Below are 17,368 nucleotides of genomic sequence, written 5' to 3' on the forward strand. Positions count from 1 at the left end.
AAGGCGGGCCGTCATATCGGTGTGTCCATCGGAGCGTATGATTATGAATCCGTAAAAATGTGGATTGATAAAGGTGTGAGCATGATATCTGTGGGCAGCGAGCCTGCCTATATGATCGATGGCTCCATGAAAGCCTTATCAAATATGCGTCAGGCATACGCCGACTCCAGAAAATAGGAGTTGCTGCTTGAGGCTCTCCCAACCAAGAAAAGCCCCCCGGCTTCGGCCGGAGGGCTCTTCTTTTTCATATAATAGGAGAAAAACGAAATGTTTTCTTATCAGCGTACTAAATAACCGCCGTCTATGGGGATGACGGTACCATTGAGATAATCGGAAGCGGGAGAAGCCAGGAAAACGGCTATTCCCTTCATATCCTCCGGGGTTCCCCAGCGTCCGGCCGGTATGCGTCCTGATATTTCTTTGTATCTGGGTGTGGACGGATCGGTGAGAGCGTCATTCATATCGGTATCCATAAATCCGGGAGCGACGCAGTTAACATTTATGCCGTGGGAAGCCCATTCATTGCAGAGAGATTTGCTCATCTGGGTGATGCCTCCTTTGGAAGCGGCGTATGCAGGAGCAACGGTAGCTCCGAAGAATGCGAGCATGGAAGAGACATTGATGATCTTTCCATAGTTCTTTTTGAAAAAGACTTCAGCCGCCATTTGAGACAGCTCAAAGGGGGCGGTGAGATTTACTTCCAAGATTTCTTCCCAGCTTCCACGTGGATATCCCGCGCTGGGATGGCGGAAAGTAATGCCTGCCGCGTTTACCAGGATGTCCAGATCCCCGAGGATTTCCATGGAGCGGACAAAAGCGTTCTTTCTGTCGGAGGGATCCTGGATATCGGCCTGTACTGCGTCACAGTTCAGACCCGCTTTCCGGAACTGTTCAGCCGTTTGGACGGCTTTTTCTGATTTTCCGATGATCACTGTGTGGGCGCCGGCTTCCATAAGGCCCTCTGCCATGCCCATGCCCAGCCCCCTGGAGCCGCCGGTAACGATGGCTTTCTTTCCGGTCAAATCAAAAAGCTTCATGTAGAACCCTCCTTTTGTTTTCAGTAGAGAAATGTCTCATTTCATATATAAAATTAACGTTTATCCCTATTGTATCTGATTTGCCCTAAAGAAGATTGTGTTTACGACACAAGAATTGGGGGCGTTTTCTGTAGTCAAATATTATGAGTCTGTACGAGGATTAAGTTATAATGATACCGTAGCAATCGTTACGGGGTTTCAAAATTATGTAAAACAGGAGGATGAAAAAATGAAACTGAAAAAATTAGTTGCAGTTTCTCTGGCGGCGGTGATGGCACTTAGCATGGCTGCTTGCGGGAAAAAAGACGACAAGCCCGCAGACAGCACCACAAAGGCTGCAGGCACTGAAGCAGGGAAGACCGACGAAGGCAAAAAAGAAGAGGGCGGAAGCGAAGCAGCATCCGGAGAAACTTTTAAGCTGGGTACCTTCTTACAGCTGACCGGCGCTAACTCTGTTGCAGGTAATGAGAGCAACAACACGCTGGATATGGTAATTGATTACATCAATGAAAAAGGCGGCTTCAACGGCGCTAAGATTGAAAAAGTGGTTTACGACAGCCAGGGTTCTCCTGAAGAAGCTGTTAAGGTTGTGTCAAAGCTGATCAACGACGACAAGGTTGACGCGATCGTCGGTTCCGTAAACTCCAGTGAAATCCTTGCTGCAGGACAGCAGATCAACGATGCAGGCGTATTCATGATGGGCCTTGGTACTGCCAACACCTGGATGGCTGAGGACTGGCCCTATGTATTCCGTGCTACTGTAAACAATGCAAGCCTTGCTACTAATACAGCAGACATGATCGTGGAAGCCGGATTCAAGAATGTAGCGGTAGTTAACGGCCAGGACGATGCTTCCCTGTCCACAGCAGATGCTTTCATCGAAATCTGCAAGGGAAAAGACATTGAAGTTCTGACAAGAGAAACTTATGCGGCAGCAGATACTGACTTTTCTGCCCAGGTTGCTAAGATTGTTGCAGCAGATCCTCAGTGTGTATACATGACCTGCAGCGGCGAGCATATCGGACCTTTCGTAAAACAGCTCCGTCAGGGCGGATACAAAGGTATCCTTTACAGCAAAGAAATCATGTCCATGAGAGATGCTAACATTGCTGGTAACGAGAATGCAAAATATGTAGCAGCTTCTTATCCTTACTTGATCTACGCCAGCATTGATGACTGCGATGTAGACGCAATCAAAGAAGTTCTTCAGATGTATGAAGACAGATACGGCGAAATCCCCACTACTGAAGTTATTTATCGTGTATGGGATACCATGATGGTTATGTGGGAAGCAAGCAAGGTTGCAGGATCCAATGACTCTGATGCTCTGAAAGATGCTATGGCAGAGGTTAAAGTTGACGGTCTTGGCGGCCCTCTGACTTATGATGATGGAACGCGTGAAGGTTACCATACCTCCAACGACTGGATCTACATAGGCGATGGTAAGAATAAAGATTATACAAAATGGCTGGAAGAGGATTATGACACATACAAGTCTGATACCGGGAGAGAATATTAATCTCTTTTATGCTTGACAGATGGGGGCCGTCAGGCCCCCATCGCTTTTAACGATTGGAAGGAGAGTAATCGGCGTATGAAAATGTTTATACAGTTAGTTATCATGGGCCTGGCGCTGGGCAGTATCTACAGTCTGATTGCCATGGGCTACAGCCTGATTTACAAAGCTTCCGGCTTGATGACCTTTGTACAGGGCGATATCTTGACCATCGGTGCATTTTTGGGACTGACCTTTTACAGGTTCTTAAAGCTTCCCTATATTGTATCGGTTCTGCTTACTATGGCAGTCGCGTTTGTCATTGGATTCCTGCTGGAAAAGGGTGTTATCCGAAAACTGTTGAATAAGAATGTTATGGCTATCTATATCGTACTTGCGACGATAGCAGTTTCATATATTTTCCAGAATGGCGCACAGGCCATCTGGAGTTCTAAGGTTGAATATTTCCCCACGGTATTTAAGACGGATTCGATCAGTATTCTGGGCGTAGGCGTGCAGCCGGAGTCCCTGTTGTGTGTAGGGGCGTCCCTGTTATGTATGGTCCTCTTACATATCTTTATGACAAAGACAAGAGTCGGGACTTCCATGAGGGCGGCGGCCATGGACCCCATGGCGGCTGAATCGTGCGGCATCAACGTATCCATGAACACTGGTATTACATGGGGGCTTTCTGCAGGAATCGCTGCAGTAGCCGGTATCTTTATCGGGCCGATGTACGGTGTATATGTAACCCTGGGCGCTAAAATCGGTACAAAAGGTTTTGCAGGCGCGGTTATGGGCGGTTACGGAAATATGTACGGCGCCATGGTCGGCGGCCTGATTCTGGGCCTTGTAGAAACCTTTGTGGCAGGCTACATTTCATCGGATTTCAAGAACATGTTTGCATACATCATTCTGATTGTATTCCTCTTCGTTAAGCCTACTGGTATCTTTAACGAACAGGCAATCCAGGATGTATAATTCAGCGAGACAGGCAGGAGGACAATATGAAGAATAATTTGAAGTCAATGAAGTTGATAAAGTGCCTGATTGCTGTTGTGATTGCCCTTTTAGTTCCAGCCGCACTGGGCGGGTCATCATATTTATGCTTGATTGCCAGCTTTGTGACAATTTACATAATTGGGGCATCAGGACTGGATGTGCTCTTTGGCTATAGCGGACAGATTTCCATGGGCCATGCAGCTTTTTATGCGATCGGCGGCTATGGAGCAGGGCTTATGTCAAAGTATCTGGGGATTCCGCTTTTTATCTCCATGTTCCTTGCAGCAGCCATTGCGGCCGTAATCGGAGCACTCCTTGCATTCCCGGCATCCAAACTGAAATTCCATTTCCTTTCTCTGGCAACTATCGCCTTTGGGGAAATCGTTTATCAGATGGCCTGTCATTCACCGAACAAGATTACCGGTGACTTTAACGGGTTTTTCTCCAGCAAGCTGAGCATCTTCGGCTTGAAGCTGGATACAAATATCAAATTTTACTTTTTCGGGGTTGCCTGTGTGGTTGTATTCCTTCTGGTGAAGCAGATGATCGTAAAGTCCAGGACAGGAAGGGCCTTTGTGGCTATCCGTGAGAATACCCAGGCAGCGGAAGGTATGGGCGTAAACGTTCGTAAATACAAAATCATTGCATTTGCCATCAGCGCATTTTTCGTAGCTTTTGCAGGAAGTATGTATTTAGGATTGGTGGGCTATCTGCATCCCGATATGTATTTACAGAAGCAGTCGGTGCTTTTCGTTACGATGATGCTCTTTGGAGGAAGTGCTTCCTTGGCGGGCCCCGTAATCGGTGCTATCTCAATTGAGATTATTCTGGAAGGCCTTCGTACATTTGAAGAATATCAGATGCTGATTTATGGTATTCTGCTGTTAGTCGTTATTGTGGCTATGCCGGGTGGAATTGTCGGAGCGGCCAGGGACATCAAGGCAGGCTTCCTTAGAAGAAAGGCCAAGAAGCAGGCCGGCAAGGAGGTACAGTAAGATGCTAAAGACAGATGGCGTAACAATCCGTTTCGGAGGTCTCGTGGCTGTAAATAAGGTGAGCATCCATGTAAGAAAGGGACAGATTACCGGTTTAATAGGCCCTAACGGCGCAGGGAAAACAACCTTCTTTAACTGCATCAGCGGCGTTTATAAGCCTTCAGAAGGCCATGTTATATTTGACGGAAAGAATGTTGAGGGTCTGCGGCCCCATAAAATCAATGAAATCGGTATGGCAAGAACTTATCAGGTCATAAATTTGTTCCGGAAGATGACGGTTCAGGAAAACATCATGGTAGGCATGCACACCAGACTGAAATCCAATTTCTGGAGCGATATGCTCCATCTTCCGAACCAGAGGAAAGAAGAGAAGTTTGTCCGCGAAGAGACGGAAAAATGGATGGAATTCGTAGGTCTTCAGGATATGGCAAACCAGCAGGCCGGAAGCCTTTCATACGGCAAGCAGAGGCTTTTGGAAATCGTGAGAGGCTTGGCCAGTGATCCGAAGCTTATCCTGCTGGATGAGCCGGTAGCCGGTATGAACTCCAAGGAAAAGGAAGAATTCGACGCACTGCTCCGGAGAATCCTGGACCTGGATGTGACAATCCTCATGATTGAGCATGATATGAAGCTGGTGATGGGTGTATGTGATTATGTATACTGCCTGGAGCACGGTACCCTTCTTGCAGAAGGTGTTCCGGAAGTGGTGCAGAACCATCCGGATGTAATTGCTGCATACTTAGGAGGTGACGAATAATGGCACCATTATTAGAATTGCAGGATTTCCATTATTATTATGGGAATATCCATACGGTAAAAGGCATTAACATGCAGGTGAATGAGGGCGAGATGGTCACCATTATCGGAGCCAACGGTGCGGGAAAGACCACAACGCTCCAAGCCATTTCCGGTTTGAAAGAAACCAAAGGCGTTCACGGAAAAATAATTTTTGAGGGGAAAGAGATTCAGGGATATCATGGACATAAGGTTGCAGCCTTAGGCTTATGCCAGGTATTGGAGGGCCGTCATGTGTTCTCCAAACTTACCGTCGAAGAGAATCTGCTGACGGGCGCATATTTAAGAAAAGATGCCAAGAATATAAAAGAAGATTTAAAGGGGATTTACAAACGGTTCCCCAGACTGGAAGAACGGCGTACACAGCTGGCGGGTACTCTGTCCGGCGGCGAGCAGCAGATGCTGGCCATTGGCCGGGCATTGATCAACAAGCCGAAGATGATTCTGCTCGATGAGCCTTCTCTTGGACTTGCACCGGTTATTGTGAAAGAAGTATTTAAGGCGATTCGGGAGATTAATCAAGAAGGGGTTACGGTTCTCTTTGTTGAGCAAAACTCCAAAATTGCTTTAAATACCGCTAACAGAGGCTATGTAATGCAGGTTGGCGAGGTCGCCATGGAAGGCTACTGCAAAGACCTGCTTGTAAACGAAGAAGTCAAGAAAGCATATTTAGGAGGTTGAAAGACGTGGATAAGAAAAAGATACTTGTGGGTGTCAGCAACTATAAAAAGAACTGCCCCAAGGCGAGACAGATGCTCCTGGACAAAGGCTATGAACTGATTGAGCTTGACAGAGAAGATCCTTATACAAAAGAAGAGCTGATGCAGATATCTGGTGATATCGACGGCGTGATCGCAGGTATGGAGCCTTGGTGTGAAGAAGTGTTCCAGACTGCTCCGAAGCTTAAAGTAGTTGCCAGATTCGGCGTTGGTTTTGATACAGTAGATCTTGACGCGGCTAAGAAACACGGCGTGATCGCCTGCAATGTGAGAAGCTTTATGCTCTCCAACAGCGTGGCAGAGTATGCGCTGACACTGATGCTTACCGCCATGAAGAATATCATTCCCATGGATAAGGTAATGCATGAAAATAAATGGGACCGTTTCACCGGAAGCCAGCTTTACGGAAAGACCGTGGGCATCATGGGCTTCGGTGCGATCGGACAGTGCTTTGCAAGGACGATTCAGGGCTTCAATGTAAAGATCCTGGCTTATGATCCCTTCCCCAATGAGAAGGCGGCGAAAGAGCTGAATGTGACATTTGCCAGCAAGGAAGAGCTGCTTAAACAGTGTGACTGCATCACGCTCCACATTCCCAACACTCCTGAAAATTATCATTTTATCGATAAAGCGGAGCTGGATATCATGAAAGACGGCGTTGTCATCGTTAATACAGCGAGAGGTCCCGCATGGAATCTGGATGCTGTTTACGAGGCAGTGAAGTCTGGCAAGGTCGGTGCTGCCGGCGTTGACGTATATGAGCAGGAACCGCCTGAAAAAGATATGCCGATTCTTCAGTGCCCGAATGTGGTATTCCAGCCTCATTCTTCCTCCGAAACATGGGAGTCCAAAGAAGCAGTCAGCATGGACTGTGCACAGTGCGTGATTGACGCTTTGGAAGGCCGTATTCCGAAAACCGCATTGAACGTTTAAAAATGAGACAGGGCGCTGTAAGGTATAATTTACATCGCCCTGTTTTTTCGTTTTACAGTAAAACTGCGAAAAAAGGACAGGAGGGCAATGGTTTGAAATATTTGATGGGGATCGATAATGGAGGGACATTTGTCAAGGCCGGGCTATCCGATGAAAACGGGCGGCTGGCAGCCGTGGCGAGGGAGCCTATCCGCAATCTGACCCCAAAGCCCGGTTTTACAGAACGGGATATGGGGGAGCTTTGGAAACAAAATGCCAAGGTGATCAGGGAAGCAGTGAAAAAGAGCGGTATAGATGCGAAAGATATAGCCGGCGTATCGTTTTCCGGACACGGAAAGGGCCTGTATCTGGTAGGACAGGACGGAAAACCTTCTTATAAAGGGATTCTGTCTACGGATACCAGAGCATGGAAGTATGTAAAACAGTGGAAAAGCGACGGGACGGCAGATAAAGTATATAAGAAGACTTACCAGGACATTCTGGCGTGCCAGCCGGTCAGCCTGCTTGCATGGCTGCGGGATCATGAGCCGGAAGTGCTTGCGGATACTAAATACATATTTTCCGTCAAAGATTATATCCGGTACTGCCTGACGGGAAACGCGAATGGAGAATATACCGATTTTTCAGGAGCCAATCTGATAAATCTGGATACGGCTGCCTATGACCGGGAACTGATGGGATATTTTGGCCTGGACATGGCATATGATAAGCTTCCGCCTCTTAAATTTTCCGCCGATGTGTGCGGGACTGTCACGGAACGGGCGGCAGAAGAGACAGGACTGCTTCCCGGGACACCGGTGATGGCCGGGATGTTCGATGTGGATGCCTGCGGCATCGCGTCCGGCATATATGATGAGACGCCCATGTGTATGATCGCTGGGACCTGGAGTATAAACGAGTATATCACGAAGAAGCCGGTGGTGAACGGCACCGTGGCCCTTAATTCCATGTTCTGTATACCGGGATATTATCTGATAGAGGAGAGCAGTCCCACATCCGCGGGAAATATGCAGTGGTTCATTGATCAGCTGATGGCGGAGAAAAAGGAGGAGCTTGCCAAAGAAGGAAGGAGCATTTATGACCTGACCAATGAGATGGCGGCCTCCATTGGTCCGGAGGACAGCAACGTGGTCTTTCTTCCTTTCCTGAACGGCTCCAATGAGGACCCGCTCGCAAAGGGATGCTTCATTGGTCTTACGGATTTTCATGACAGGCGGCACATGCTGAGGGCAGTTTATGAGGGAATTGTGTTCTCTCATCTGACCCATGTAAAACGGCTTCTGCGCAACCGGGAAAAACCGGAGGCCATTCGTTTGGCCGGAGGGGCCGCGAATTCAGATGTCTGGGTCCAGATTTTCGCAGATGCTCTGCAGATACCTGTGGAAACGGTGGAATGTCAGGAACAGGGTATTATGGGCGCGGCCATGGCGGCGGGAATCGGCGCCGGCGTATACAGCGGATATGCCGACGCGGCGGCCAAGCTGGTGCATGTATCCAAAAAGGTGATGCCCCGGGCAGAATATAAAGAAATATATGAAAAGAAATTTAAAACCTACCGTCAGATAATAGATGCCCTGTCAGGCGTATGGGAGAACCTGCGGGAGGGAGGAGAAGGCGATGTTTGACCTGAATAAGACGCCGTTAGGCATATATGAAAAAGCTCTTCCCAATGCTTTTTCCTGGCGGGAGAAGATGACTGCCGCAAAGATGGCCGGTTATGATTTCATGGAGCTGTCGGTGGATGAATCCGATGAGCGGCTGGCCCGCCTTGACTGGGGGACAGAAGAGATTCGGGAGCTCAGAAGCCTGATGGATGAAACAGGGATTCTGTTTCCCAGTATGTGCCTCAGCGCCCATCGCAGATTTCCCTTCGGGAGTAAGAACCCGGAGACGAGGAAGCGGGCCTTTGAGGTGATGGAAAAAGGACTTTTATTGGCGCAGAGACTGGGCATCGGCTGTATCCAGCTGGCTACCTATGATGTATACTATGAGAAATCCGACGAGGAAACAAAGGCGTATTTCCTGGAAGGGATGAAACGTTCTGTGGATATGGCGGCCAAAGCAGGAGTGATCCTGGCTATGGAGATCATGGATACGCCGTTCGTCGGGACGATCCTGCGGGCTTCCCATTATTTGCGGGAGATTCCTTCGCCGTTTTTCAAGATATATCCGGACCTCGGAAACCTGAGCCAGTTCAGCAGCGACCCGGAGAGTGAGCTGGAGCTGGGGATTACGGAGACCGTGGCGATTCATGTAAAAGAGACGGAGCCGGGAGTTTTCAAAAATGTTCCGTTTGGGAGCGGAACGGTTCAATTTGAGAAGCTGTTCAAAAAACTGTACGGGCTTGGATACGCCGGACGATTTATGGTAGAAATGTGGGCGGACAACAATTACCGTCAGACCTTGGAAGAAGCGGCAGAGCAGATAGGCGAGGCGCGGAAATTCGTCATCTCAAAAATGAGACAGGGCGGATATCTCATAGCGGAGTGACACAGCCGGATTCCGGCTTCACGATCAAGCGAAAAAAGGAGGAACAAGATGGATTTAAACCTGAAGAACAAAAGCGTAGTCATCACAGGCGGGGCGACAGGCATTGGAAAAGCGACAGCCATTGAATTTGCTAAAGAAGGCGCGCTGGTGTCGGTCTGCGGCCGTACCCTGAAAAAGCTGGAAGCGATGCAGGCAGACTGCGCGGAAATGGGATTTAACGTTGATATCTACCAAGTAGATGTGGCGGATGCAGAGAGCGTGGCGGCGATGGCAGATGCCGTGGCGGAGAAACAGGGCGGGATCGACATCTGGGTGAATAACGCAGGTATCGCTATCAACAGACCCGTGATGGAATTTACCAAAGAGGAATATGACAGCATCATGAGAATCGACCTTGACGGAGTTTTTGAAGGCTCCAGAATCGCCGGGCGGCACATGATCAGCCAGGGAAGAGGCGGTGTGATCATCAACGCGTCCTCTTTTGCGTCAAAGATTCCTCATTCAGAGGGTGCGGTTTATGCTGCGGCGAAGTCCGGAGTATCCAGCTTCACCAAGACCTTTGCGGCGAACTTTGCACCCTATGGTATCCGCGTGGTAGGATATATCCCGGGAATGATCGAGACAGAGATCAGCCGGGAATCCATTAAAGAGAACAGAGGACTGTATACTCAGAATGTGGCGCTTCAGAGACTGGGTGTGCCGGAGGATCTGGCAAAGCCTATCGTGTTCTTGGCTTCTGATGCGTGCAGCTATATCACCGGGGTGGATGTGGAGATAGCCGGAGGAAAATACATCGTTCAGAACCCGAAATTCAGCTGGGAGAACAAAGGAGAGTAAGATGGACTACAGGAGATTCGAAAATACCATTATTGCAAGAGTGGATAAAGGGGAAGATATCCTGGAGCAGATCAAGGTAATCTCCCTAAGGGAAAAAATCCGCCTGGCCGATGTGAACGCGCTGGGAGCTGTTGGAGACTTTACTGTGGGCGTGTTCAAAACCGGGGAGAAGAAATATTATTCCAATCATTTCAGCGGAGATTTTGAGATCGTATCCCTGCTCGGAACCATCAATACAATGGATGGGGAGTTTTATGCCCATCTGCACATGAGTGCCGGAGACGCTGAGGGAAAAGTCTTTGGCGGGCACTTGAACCAGGCAGTCGTCAGCGCCACTTGTGAGGTCGTGATCCATGTGATCGACGGAAAAGTGGACAGGAGCTTCAGTGAAGAGATTGGTCTGAATCTGTACGATTTTGAGAAATAACCGAATTCCTTTGATAATACAGAAGGATATGTTATAATGAAACGGCCGCAGGACACCCGTTCGGGCATCCTGCGGCCGTTTTATGCTGTCGGATACATACCTATTAAAGTTACATTAGGGGGAGTAAAGCTATGAATCAAAAAAAACATGTGAATGGAGGATTTTCCAGCTCTGTCGGCTTTGTACTGGCCTGTGTCGGGTCAGCCGTAGGCCTGGGAAATATCTGGATGTTTCCATACCGCCTGGGACAATACGGCGGAGGCGCCTTTCTGATTCCTTATCTCCTGTTCATCGTGCTTTTCGGCCTGGTGGGGCTGTCGGCGGAATTTGCCATAGGCAGGAGAGCCGGGACAGGGACTCTGGGGGCTTATGAATATTGCTGGCAGAGAATAAAAAAAGGCAGGCTGGGAAGGGTTCTCGGGTGGATACCGCTTCTTGGTTCTTTAGGCATTGCCATCGGCTACTCTATCATTATCGGCTGGGTCCTCCGTTCCATAGCGGGTTCCCTGAGCGGGACAATCTTAAACATAGATTCGGCGGCCTATTTTGCACAGGCGACGGGCCATCTGGGAAGCGTTCCCTGGCATGTGCTGGTCATTGTGATAACCGTAGTGATTCTGCTGGTGAACGCGGCGTCAGGAATTGAAAAGGCCAATAAGATCCTGATGCCTGTGTTCTTTCTGCTGTTTGCCGTGCTGGCGGTCCGCGTGGCCTTTCTGGATGGTTCCGCGGCGGGATACGAGTTTTTATTCGTACCGAAATGGGAATATCTGGCAAAGGCGGACACTTGGGTCATGGCCATGGGACAGGCCTTTTTTTCTCTGTCCATTACAGGCTCCGGCATGATCGTCTACGGATCCTATTTGAGCAAGAAAGAAAATATCCCCAAGGCGTCTGTACGCACTGCCGTGTTCGATACTCTGGCGGCGTTGCTGGCAGCCCTGGCTATCATGCCGGCGGTATTCGCTTTTGGGATAGAGCCGGGACGGGGCCCGTCCCTGATGTTCATCACCCTGCCGAATATTTTCCGCCAGATGCCCATGGGACGTCTGTTCGCGGTGATATTTTTCCTGTCAGTATCCTTCGCCGGCATCACATCGCTGATGAATATGTTTGAGGCTGTTGCGGAGAGCTGGCAGACCCGCTTTTCTCTGAAAAGGAGGAACGCGGTCCTTCTCTGCGGAGCGATTACCCTGGCGGTGGGCCTGTTCTTGGAGAACGAGGCATACGTGGGTTCCTGGATGGATTTTGTCACAATCGTGATCGTGCCCTTCGGCGCAGTATTGGGAGCGGTATCCGTCTATTATATCCTGGGCTACAGAAGAATAAAGGAAGAGATGGATACAGGAAGGAAGAAGCCTTTGCCTGCAGCTTTCGGTTTCCTGGCAAAATATATCTATGTGCCGCTGGCAGTCATTGTCCTGATCCTGGGCTTCCTGTACAAAGGGATTGGCTGAGGCCAGGAGGCTTTATTGACATTCCGGGGCCGGTGTTGTAGAATTATACATACGTATTTTGGGAAGGCCCTTCCGCCGGTGAACAGGCGGCCGGAACGGCCGGTCTAATGTGGAGGATAAAAGAATGGTATTTGGTGTATTGAAGGACATTAAGAACGGCGAATACCGCGTGATCGCGACACCGTCGGAGATCGCGACGATTGTCGCAGACGGCCATACTGCGCTGGTGCAGAAAGGCGCGGGTGAGAAAGCCGGCTTTGAGGACGCGGCATACGCGGAGGCCGGAGCGGAGATCGTAGATACGGCGGAGGAGATGTACGCGAGAAGCGATCTGCTGGCGAAGGTAAAAGAATTTGAACCCTGTGAGTATGAACTGCTTCGGGAAAATCAGATTGTGTTTACATGTATTCATCCGGCGGCTCATCCCGGGGAAGTACAGGCTCTTTTGGACAAAAAGGTGATCGCGTTCACCGCGGAGGATTCCCACCGGTATGGTTCACCCAACTGTGAAGCCGCTGGCAAACAGGGGGCTCTGATGGGGCTGGAGTCCATGCTTTCCATCAACGGAGGAAAAGGGAAGTTCGTCAGCGGACTGGGCGGAGCGCCTGGCATGAAAGTCCTTATCCTCGGCGGAGGGGTCGTGGGACAGGCCGCCCTATCGGTGCTGCATGCCCTTGGAGCCTGGGTAACAATTATGGACATCAATATCGGGACCCTGAGAAGCATCAGCCGCCAGTACCATGAGCAGGTGAATACCATGATATCCACAAAGCAGAACATTGCGAAGCTCCTGCCGGAGACCGACATGGTGTTAAACTGCGTGAAGTGGCCTAAAGGATGCAGGGATTACCTGATTGACAGAAGCATGCTGAAGCTGATGGAAAAGGGGTCTGTCATTGTGGACATCAGCAACGATGACCAAGGAGCCATTGAGTCGTTCCATGAGACGACTCACGAAAATCCTAGATATATAGAAGAAGGGGTAGTGCATTACTGCGTGAGCAACATTCCCGGGGCGATCGCAAATTCCACTTCGGTCGCATATGCGGCTTCCGTGCTGCCCCATTTCAGAGGTATTTTGAACCAGGGTGTAGCGGCCGCCTGTGTGAAGGACGGGTTTTTAAGACGGAGTCTCACAGCCTATAAAGGCTATCTGACCCATGAAGAAACCAGCGCCCTTCAGAACCGCCCCTGGGTCCGCCCTGAGGATATTCTCGGGATCGCGGATAAGAAATTGGATGCAGCGCTGCCTGCGACAGTGACTCGTTCAGAAAACTTTATTCCGCTTGAGGACATCAGATTGAAGTAGCAGCAGAGTTTGTTTTTGTTTCATATTCAGGAGGAGATCCCTTTCCGTGCGGCACTTGCTTTAGCCGGAAGGGGATTCCCTCTTTCTTTCTGTATTGCTGATAAGAAATATAAAAAAACGGGAGAACCGGACCGCCGGTTTTCCGAGAAAGAGGAGAGAGATGGAAGAGATCATCAACATGGGATTTATATCCATAATCCCGGCCATTCTTGCAATCGTACTGTCCTTTGTGACGCGGAATACCATTGTATCCCTTGCCATTGCGTGCATCACCGGTACGCTGTTGGCCGGACAGGGGCTTTTAGGCTTCCCCACGCTTCTTAAAGAAAGTCTCGGCACCACAAGTTTTTCCTGGGTGATGCTGCTGAATACCTTCATCGGTATCCTGGTAGCCTATTTTCAAAAGACCGGCGCCATACAAGGCTTTTCTCAGTGGGTGCACGACAAGCATCTGAGCCGGCGCGGTGCTCAATTGATGGCGTGGGTTCTGGGTATGTTCGTATACTTCAGCGATTCCTTCAGTCCGCTGTTTGTCGGCTGCACCATGAGGAGTATCACAGACAAAGCCCGGGTTTCCAGGGAAAAACTGGCGTACATAGCGGATTCTACATCCGCACCGGTCAGTGTGCTGGTGCCCATCACCGGCTGGGCTGCTTATTTAAGTGGCCTGGCAGTAGGCGTTGGCTGTATTGCCACGGATGCGGACGGCGCGGCGCTGTTCCTGAAAGCGATTCCTTTCAATTTCTACGCGTTGATCGCCGTTGTATTTGTGGGACTGATCGGTTCGGGGATTATTAAAGACTTCGGCCCTATGAAGAAAGCCGAGAAGCGCGCCCTGGAAGAGGGCAAGGTCATCGCGGACGGCGCGACGCCGCTGATCGGCAAGGAGCTGACTGAAATGGAGCCGTATCCCGGATTTAAACCCAGGGTGTTTTTAAACTTCCTGCTGCCGGTCTTGATGATCATCACCATGGCTTTGGGGACTTATATTGCGTTCAAATCGGCGAAGACCATGGAAGCGTTTTTGTTTGTGGTCATCTTTATGACTGTCAGTATGATGATACAGGGGATTCCATTTAAAGAGGTCATGGATACTTTTATGAACGGCATTAAAGGCGCGCTTCCCGCCATCGTCCTCCTTGCGCTGGCCTATTCGGTGAATTCCCTGAGCAAACAGATGGGAACGGCAAATTATATCATTTCCCTGTGTGAAGGTTTTATGACGCCTCATCTTCTGCCGGCGATCATTTTTATCGTAGCATCCGTAATGGCGTTTGCCACCGGCTCTTCCTGGGGAACGTTTGCGATCTGCATGCCGATTGCGCTTCCTCTGGCTTTCAGCATCACCGGAGGAGAACTGAATACCATTGTAGCGGCGGTATTCGCAGCCGTGGCAGGCGGAGGAGTGTTTGGGGATCACTGTTCCCCTCTTTCCGATACGACAATCCTTTCTTCCATGGGCTCAGCGTCCGATCATCTGGATCATGTGAAGACACAGCTGCCTTATTCCCTCATCTGCGGAACCCTGGCTGTGATTGCTTATTTGATCGTAGGGTTTGTGGCCGCATAAGAATAGAAAAGCATTATCTGAGGGAGATTGCAGAACTAGAGAAAAAGACATTCCGTGCGGAGATGTCTTTTTCTTTTTTGACGTAAAATATTTTCTGATCATTTTTAGTTGATTCCGATCTAGCTGCAACTTGGCTTTCCAAATCCGGTGCGCCCGATATAGAGCATTATGGAGAAGACGGACTTGTTGAAATATGGATCGAGGTTAGGGAAGAATAGACTTAAAATGTTATGTCTCAATGAAGAAAGTCTCTGATTTGAAGTGGCTGTAGTAGCGTCCTTTGAAAGCGGTGAACCGGAGCACACAATAATCCGGATCCGTAACTCCCTTTGGATAGTACATCGTATCTCCTTCTCTCCATATCATTTCCTTGCTCCTGTTGTCTTCCAGGACTTCCATATTCCCGATGAGCATGATTCCTCTGAAAAACCGTTTGTCACAGAAGTAAATACACGCTTTTGGGTTTTTACGGAACTGTACAGTACGCATGGAAGAAGTATTGGTGGATTTTATCACACATAAAACGGTTTGACTATTCCTATGGCCGAAATTCAAAGAATCCTTTAAATTTATGTAACGAATGTAACAGGAAGTTCTTTTTTGAATTTGTTATACCGAAAAATGTCATAATAGAAAATTCCAAGGGGAAATATGTCATATGCTGAGAAATTATTACAAAATTATTGACATGGTTTATAAAAATTGGTATAATCTATGACATATGAGGTGTATTGTAAACTTCACAAAAATGTAACGAATATGTTACAAACGTGCTGAAAATGCCGACGGTCAGGATAGATTTGGTAATAACTTTTCTGGAATATGGTTGACATGGACAAGCATGAAAGCTATAATGATTACAGTTGTAACAAATTTGTAACAAAAGGGACAGTTGAAAAACACTGGAGGTTAAGTATATGAGAAAAAACAGGATTGTGGTCACAATCGGCTGTATGTGCGCATCCGTGTTGATAGCGGGGACATCTTCCATAAATGCGGCGAATAAAGTAGAAATTGATTCTGCAGTGGCAGGTATTTCCGTAGCAATGAATAATTTTTACGCCGGAACGGCAAATCCGGAGGTGGAGCTTAAGGATTATCTGAAGAATCCTGTCGAAGCGGCATCCGCCCCGACGGTTCCGCAGACGGCGGCGGCTGAGACTGGGGCTCCTGAGACGGAAGCCCAGCCGGAGGAGGTTTCTCCTTATGCGAATATCGCCGTATCTCAGGTGGGTACGGATGAAGGATATGTGAATATCAGGACCGACGCCAACACAGACGCGGAGATTGTTGGAAAGATTTATAATAACTGTGCCGCTACCATTGAAGAGACGGTAGAACGGGAGGACGGTACCTGGTATAAAATCCAGTCCGGCAGTGTAGAAGGATACATAAAAGCAGATTATTTCGTGACCGGAGATGAGGCAGAGCAGGTAGCCATGAAGATTGGCAAGAGCTTCTGCGAAGTGTCCGAAGGCGGCCTGAGGCTCCGTTCGGAAGCGAATACCGACAGTGAAGTGATTGATACCTTGTGGCAGGGCGATACATATACCGTTGTTGATCAGGAAGAGGATTTTGTAAAGCTTTCCCTTGGACAGGATGATGATGGAAATTATATCACCGGTTATGTTGCAAAACAGTATGTAAATACATATGTAAAGTTTGATAAAGCAATTTCCCTGGAAGAAGAAAAAGCAAAGCTGGAAGAAGAAGCCAGACTTGCTGAAGAAGCCAGAAAAGCGGAGGAAGAGCTTAAGAAAGCAGAGACCGAAGCGCAGACGGAAAGGGAGACTGAGAAGAAGGATACCCAGAAAGCGACGGAAGCAGAGAAGAAGACTGAAGAAGAGACGACTAAGAAGGAGACAAAAGCTCCTGCGGCAGAGGCTCCTACAGAGGCGGTTTCCAACGCTACCAGAAGTGCAATCGTCGCATACGCGAAGCAGTTTGTCGGCGGTCCTTATGTGTATGGCGGAAACAGCCTGACAGGCGGTACGGATTGCTCCGGTTTCACCAGAGGCGTATATTCTCATTTCGGTATCAGCCTTCCCAGAACATCTCGTTCTCAGGCCGGCGCAGGAAGACAGATTTCCGTTGGTGATCTGCAGCCTGGAGATTTGATTTTCTATGCAAACGGCGGAAGCATTTATCATGTGGCTATGTATATCGGTGGAGGCCAGATTATCCACGCGATCGATGAGCAGCATGGTATTGGAATCTCCGGTCTGAACACCGGCAGAGTGTATTGTGCAGTTTCAGTTCTGTAAGTGATAGTTTGAGCGGTACAGTGAAAAGCTGTACCGCT

At 49.0% G+C, this 17,368-nt stretch carries 15 protein-coding genes and 1 pseudogene; 14 read left to right on the top strand and 2 right to left on the bottom strand.

Annotated features, from left to right (window positions below; all coding sequences use genetic code 11):
• Window positions 1-278: 278 nt before the first annotated feature.
• A complete protein-coding gene (locus LQE92_RS13660) occupies window positions 279-1,037 on the bottom strand; it encodes an SDR family oxidoreductase (protein WP_231063497.1) in 759 nt (252 codons plus the stop codon).
• A 229-nt stretch (window positions 1,038-1,266) separates the two neighbouring features.
• Between LQE92_RS13660 and LQE92_RS13665 the strand changes: the two genes are divergently transcribed.
• The 13 genes from LQE92_RS13665 (at window position 1,267) to LQE92_RS13725 (ending at window position 15,066) form a co-directional block, all read left to right on the top strand.
• Window positions 1,267-2,556, top strand: a complete 1,290-nt coding sequence (locus LQE92_RS13665; protein ID WP_231063498.1) for an ABC transporter substrate-binding protein — start codon at window positions 1,267-1,269, stop codon at window positions 2,554-2,556.
• Window positions 2,557-2,631: 75 nt separating this feature from the next.
• Window positions 2,632-3,513 carry a branched-chain amino acid ABC transporter permease gene (locus LQE92_RS13670; protein ID WP_231063499.1) on the top strand — a complete coding sequence of 294 codons (882 nt, stop codon included), beginning with the start codon at window positions 2,632-2,634 and terminating at the stop codon, window positions 3,511-3,513.
• A gap of 26 nt (window positions 3,514-3,539) precedes the next feature.
• Entirely contained in the window at window positions 3,540-4,529 is a 990-nt protein-coding gene (locus LQE92_RS13675; RefSeq protein WP_231063500.1) for a branched-chain amino acid ABC transporter permease, read from the top strand.
• 1 nt (window position 4,530) lies between these two features.
• Window positions 4,531-5,286 carry an ABC transporter ATP-binding protein gene (locus LQE92_RS13680; protein WP_231063501.1) on the top strand — a complete coding sequence of 252 codons (756 nt, stop codon included), beginning with the start codon at window positions 4,531-4,533 and terminating at the stop codon, window positions 5,284-5,286.
• The gene (locus LQE92_RS13685) at window positions 5,286-6,005 is read left to right on the top strand and encodes an ABC transporter ATP-binding protein (protein WP_231063502.1); all 720 of its coding nucleotides are present in this window, start codon (window positions 5,286-5,288) and stop codon (window positions 6,003-6,005) included. Before LQE92_RS13680 ends, LQE92_RS13685 begins: the two co-directional genes overlap by 1 nt.
• Window positions 6,006-6,010: 5 nt before the next feature.
• Window positions 6,011-6,976, top strand: coding sequence for a phosphoglycerate dehydrogenase (locus LQE92_RS13690; RefSeq protein WP_231063503.1), 966 nt, complete (start codon window positions 6,011-6,013; stop codon window positions 6,974-6,976).
• Between the two features lie 92 nt (window positions 6,977-7,068).
• Complete coding sequence (locus LQE92_RS13695; protein ID WP_231063504.1) at window positions 7,069-8,601, top strand: FGGY-family carbohydrate kinase; 1,533 nt, start codon at window positions 7,069-7,071, stop codon at window positions 8,599-8,601.
• Window positions 8,594-9,466 (top strand): L-ribulose-5-phosphate 3-epimerase, encoded by an 873-nt coding sequence (locus tag LQE92_RS13700; protein ID WP_231063505.1) that lies wholly within the window; start codon window positions 8,594-8,596, stop codon window positions 9,464-9,466. The genes LQE92_RS13695 and LQE92_RS13700 overlap by 8 nt, the downstream gene beginning before the upstream one ends.
• 48 nt (window positions 9,467-9,514) lie before the next feature.
• Complete coding sequence (locus LQE92_RS13705; protein WP_231063506.1) at window positions 9,515-10,303, top strand: SDR family NAD(P)-dependent oxidoreductase; 789 nt, start codon at window positions 9,515-9,517, stop codon at window positions 10,301-10,303.
• A 1-nt stretch (window position 10,304) separates the two neighbouring features.
• Entirely contained in the window at window positions 10,305-10,730 is a 426-nt protein-coding gene (locus LQE92_RS13710) for a PPC domain-containing DNA-binding protein (RefSeq protein ID WP_231063507.1), read from the top strand.
• Between the two features lie 131 nt (window positions 10,731-10,861).
• Complete coding sequence (locus LQE92_RS13715) at window positions 10,862-12,187, top strand: sodium-dependent transporter (protein ID WP_231063508.1); 1,326 nt, start codon at window positions 10,862-10,864, stop codon at window positions 12,185-12,187.
• A gap of 124 nt (window positions 12,188-12,311) precedes the next feature.
• Window positions 12,312-13,496 (top strand): alanine dehydrogenase, encoded by a 1,185-nt coding sequence (locus LQE92_RS13720; protein WP_231063509.1) that lies wholly within the window; start codon window positions 12,312-12,314, stop codon window positions 13,494-13,496.
• A gap of 160 nt (window positions 13,497-13,656) precedes the next feature.
• Window positions 13,657-15,066, top strand: a complete 1,410-nt coding sequence (locus LQE92_RS13725; protein ID WP_231063510.1) for a Na+/H+ antiporter NhaC family protein — start codon at window positions 13,657-13,659, stop codon at window positions 15,064-15,066.
• A 228-nt stretch (window positions 15,067-15,294) separates the two neighbouring features.
• Here the strand turns inward: LQE92_RS13725 and LQE92_RS13730 are convergent.
• Window positions 15,295-15,573: pseudogene (locus tag LQE92_RS13730) on the bottom strand (pyridoxamine 5'-phosphate oxidase family protein); the annotation flags it as partial.
• A gap of 410 nt (window positions 15,574-15,983) precedes the next feature.
• Between LQE92_RS13730 and LQE92_RS13735 the strand changes: the two are divergent.
• Entirely contained in the window at window positions 15,984-17,330 is a 1,347-nt protein-coding gene (locus LQE92_RS13735; protein ID WP_231063511.1) for a C40 family peptidase, read from the top strand.
• The last annotated feature ends 38 nt before the right edge of the window (window positions 17,331-17,368 follow it).

The organism is Lientehia hominis (genome assembly GCF_021044755.1).
In the GTDB taxonomy this organism is placed as follows: Bacteria; Bacillota; Clostridia; order Lachnospirales; family Lachnospiraceae; genus Lientehia; species Lientehia hominis.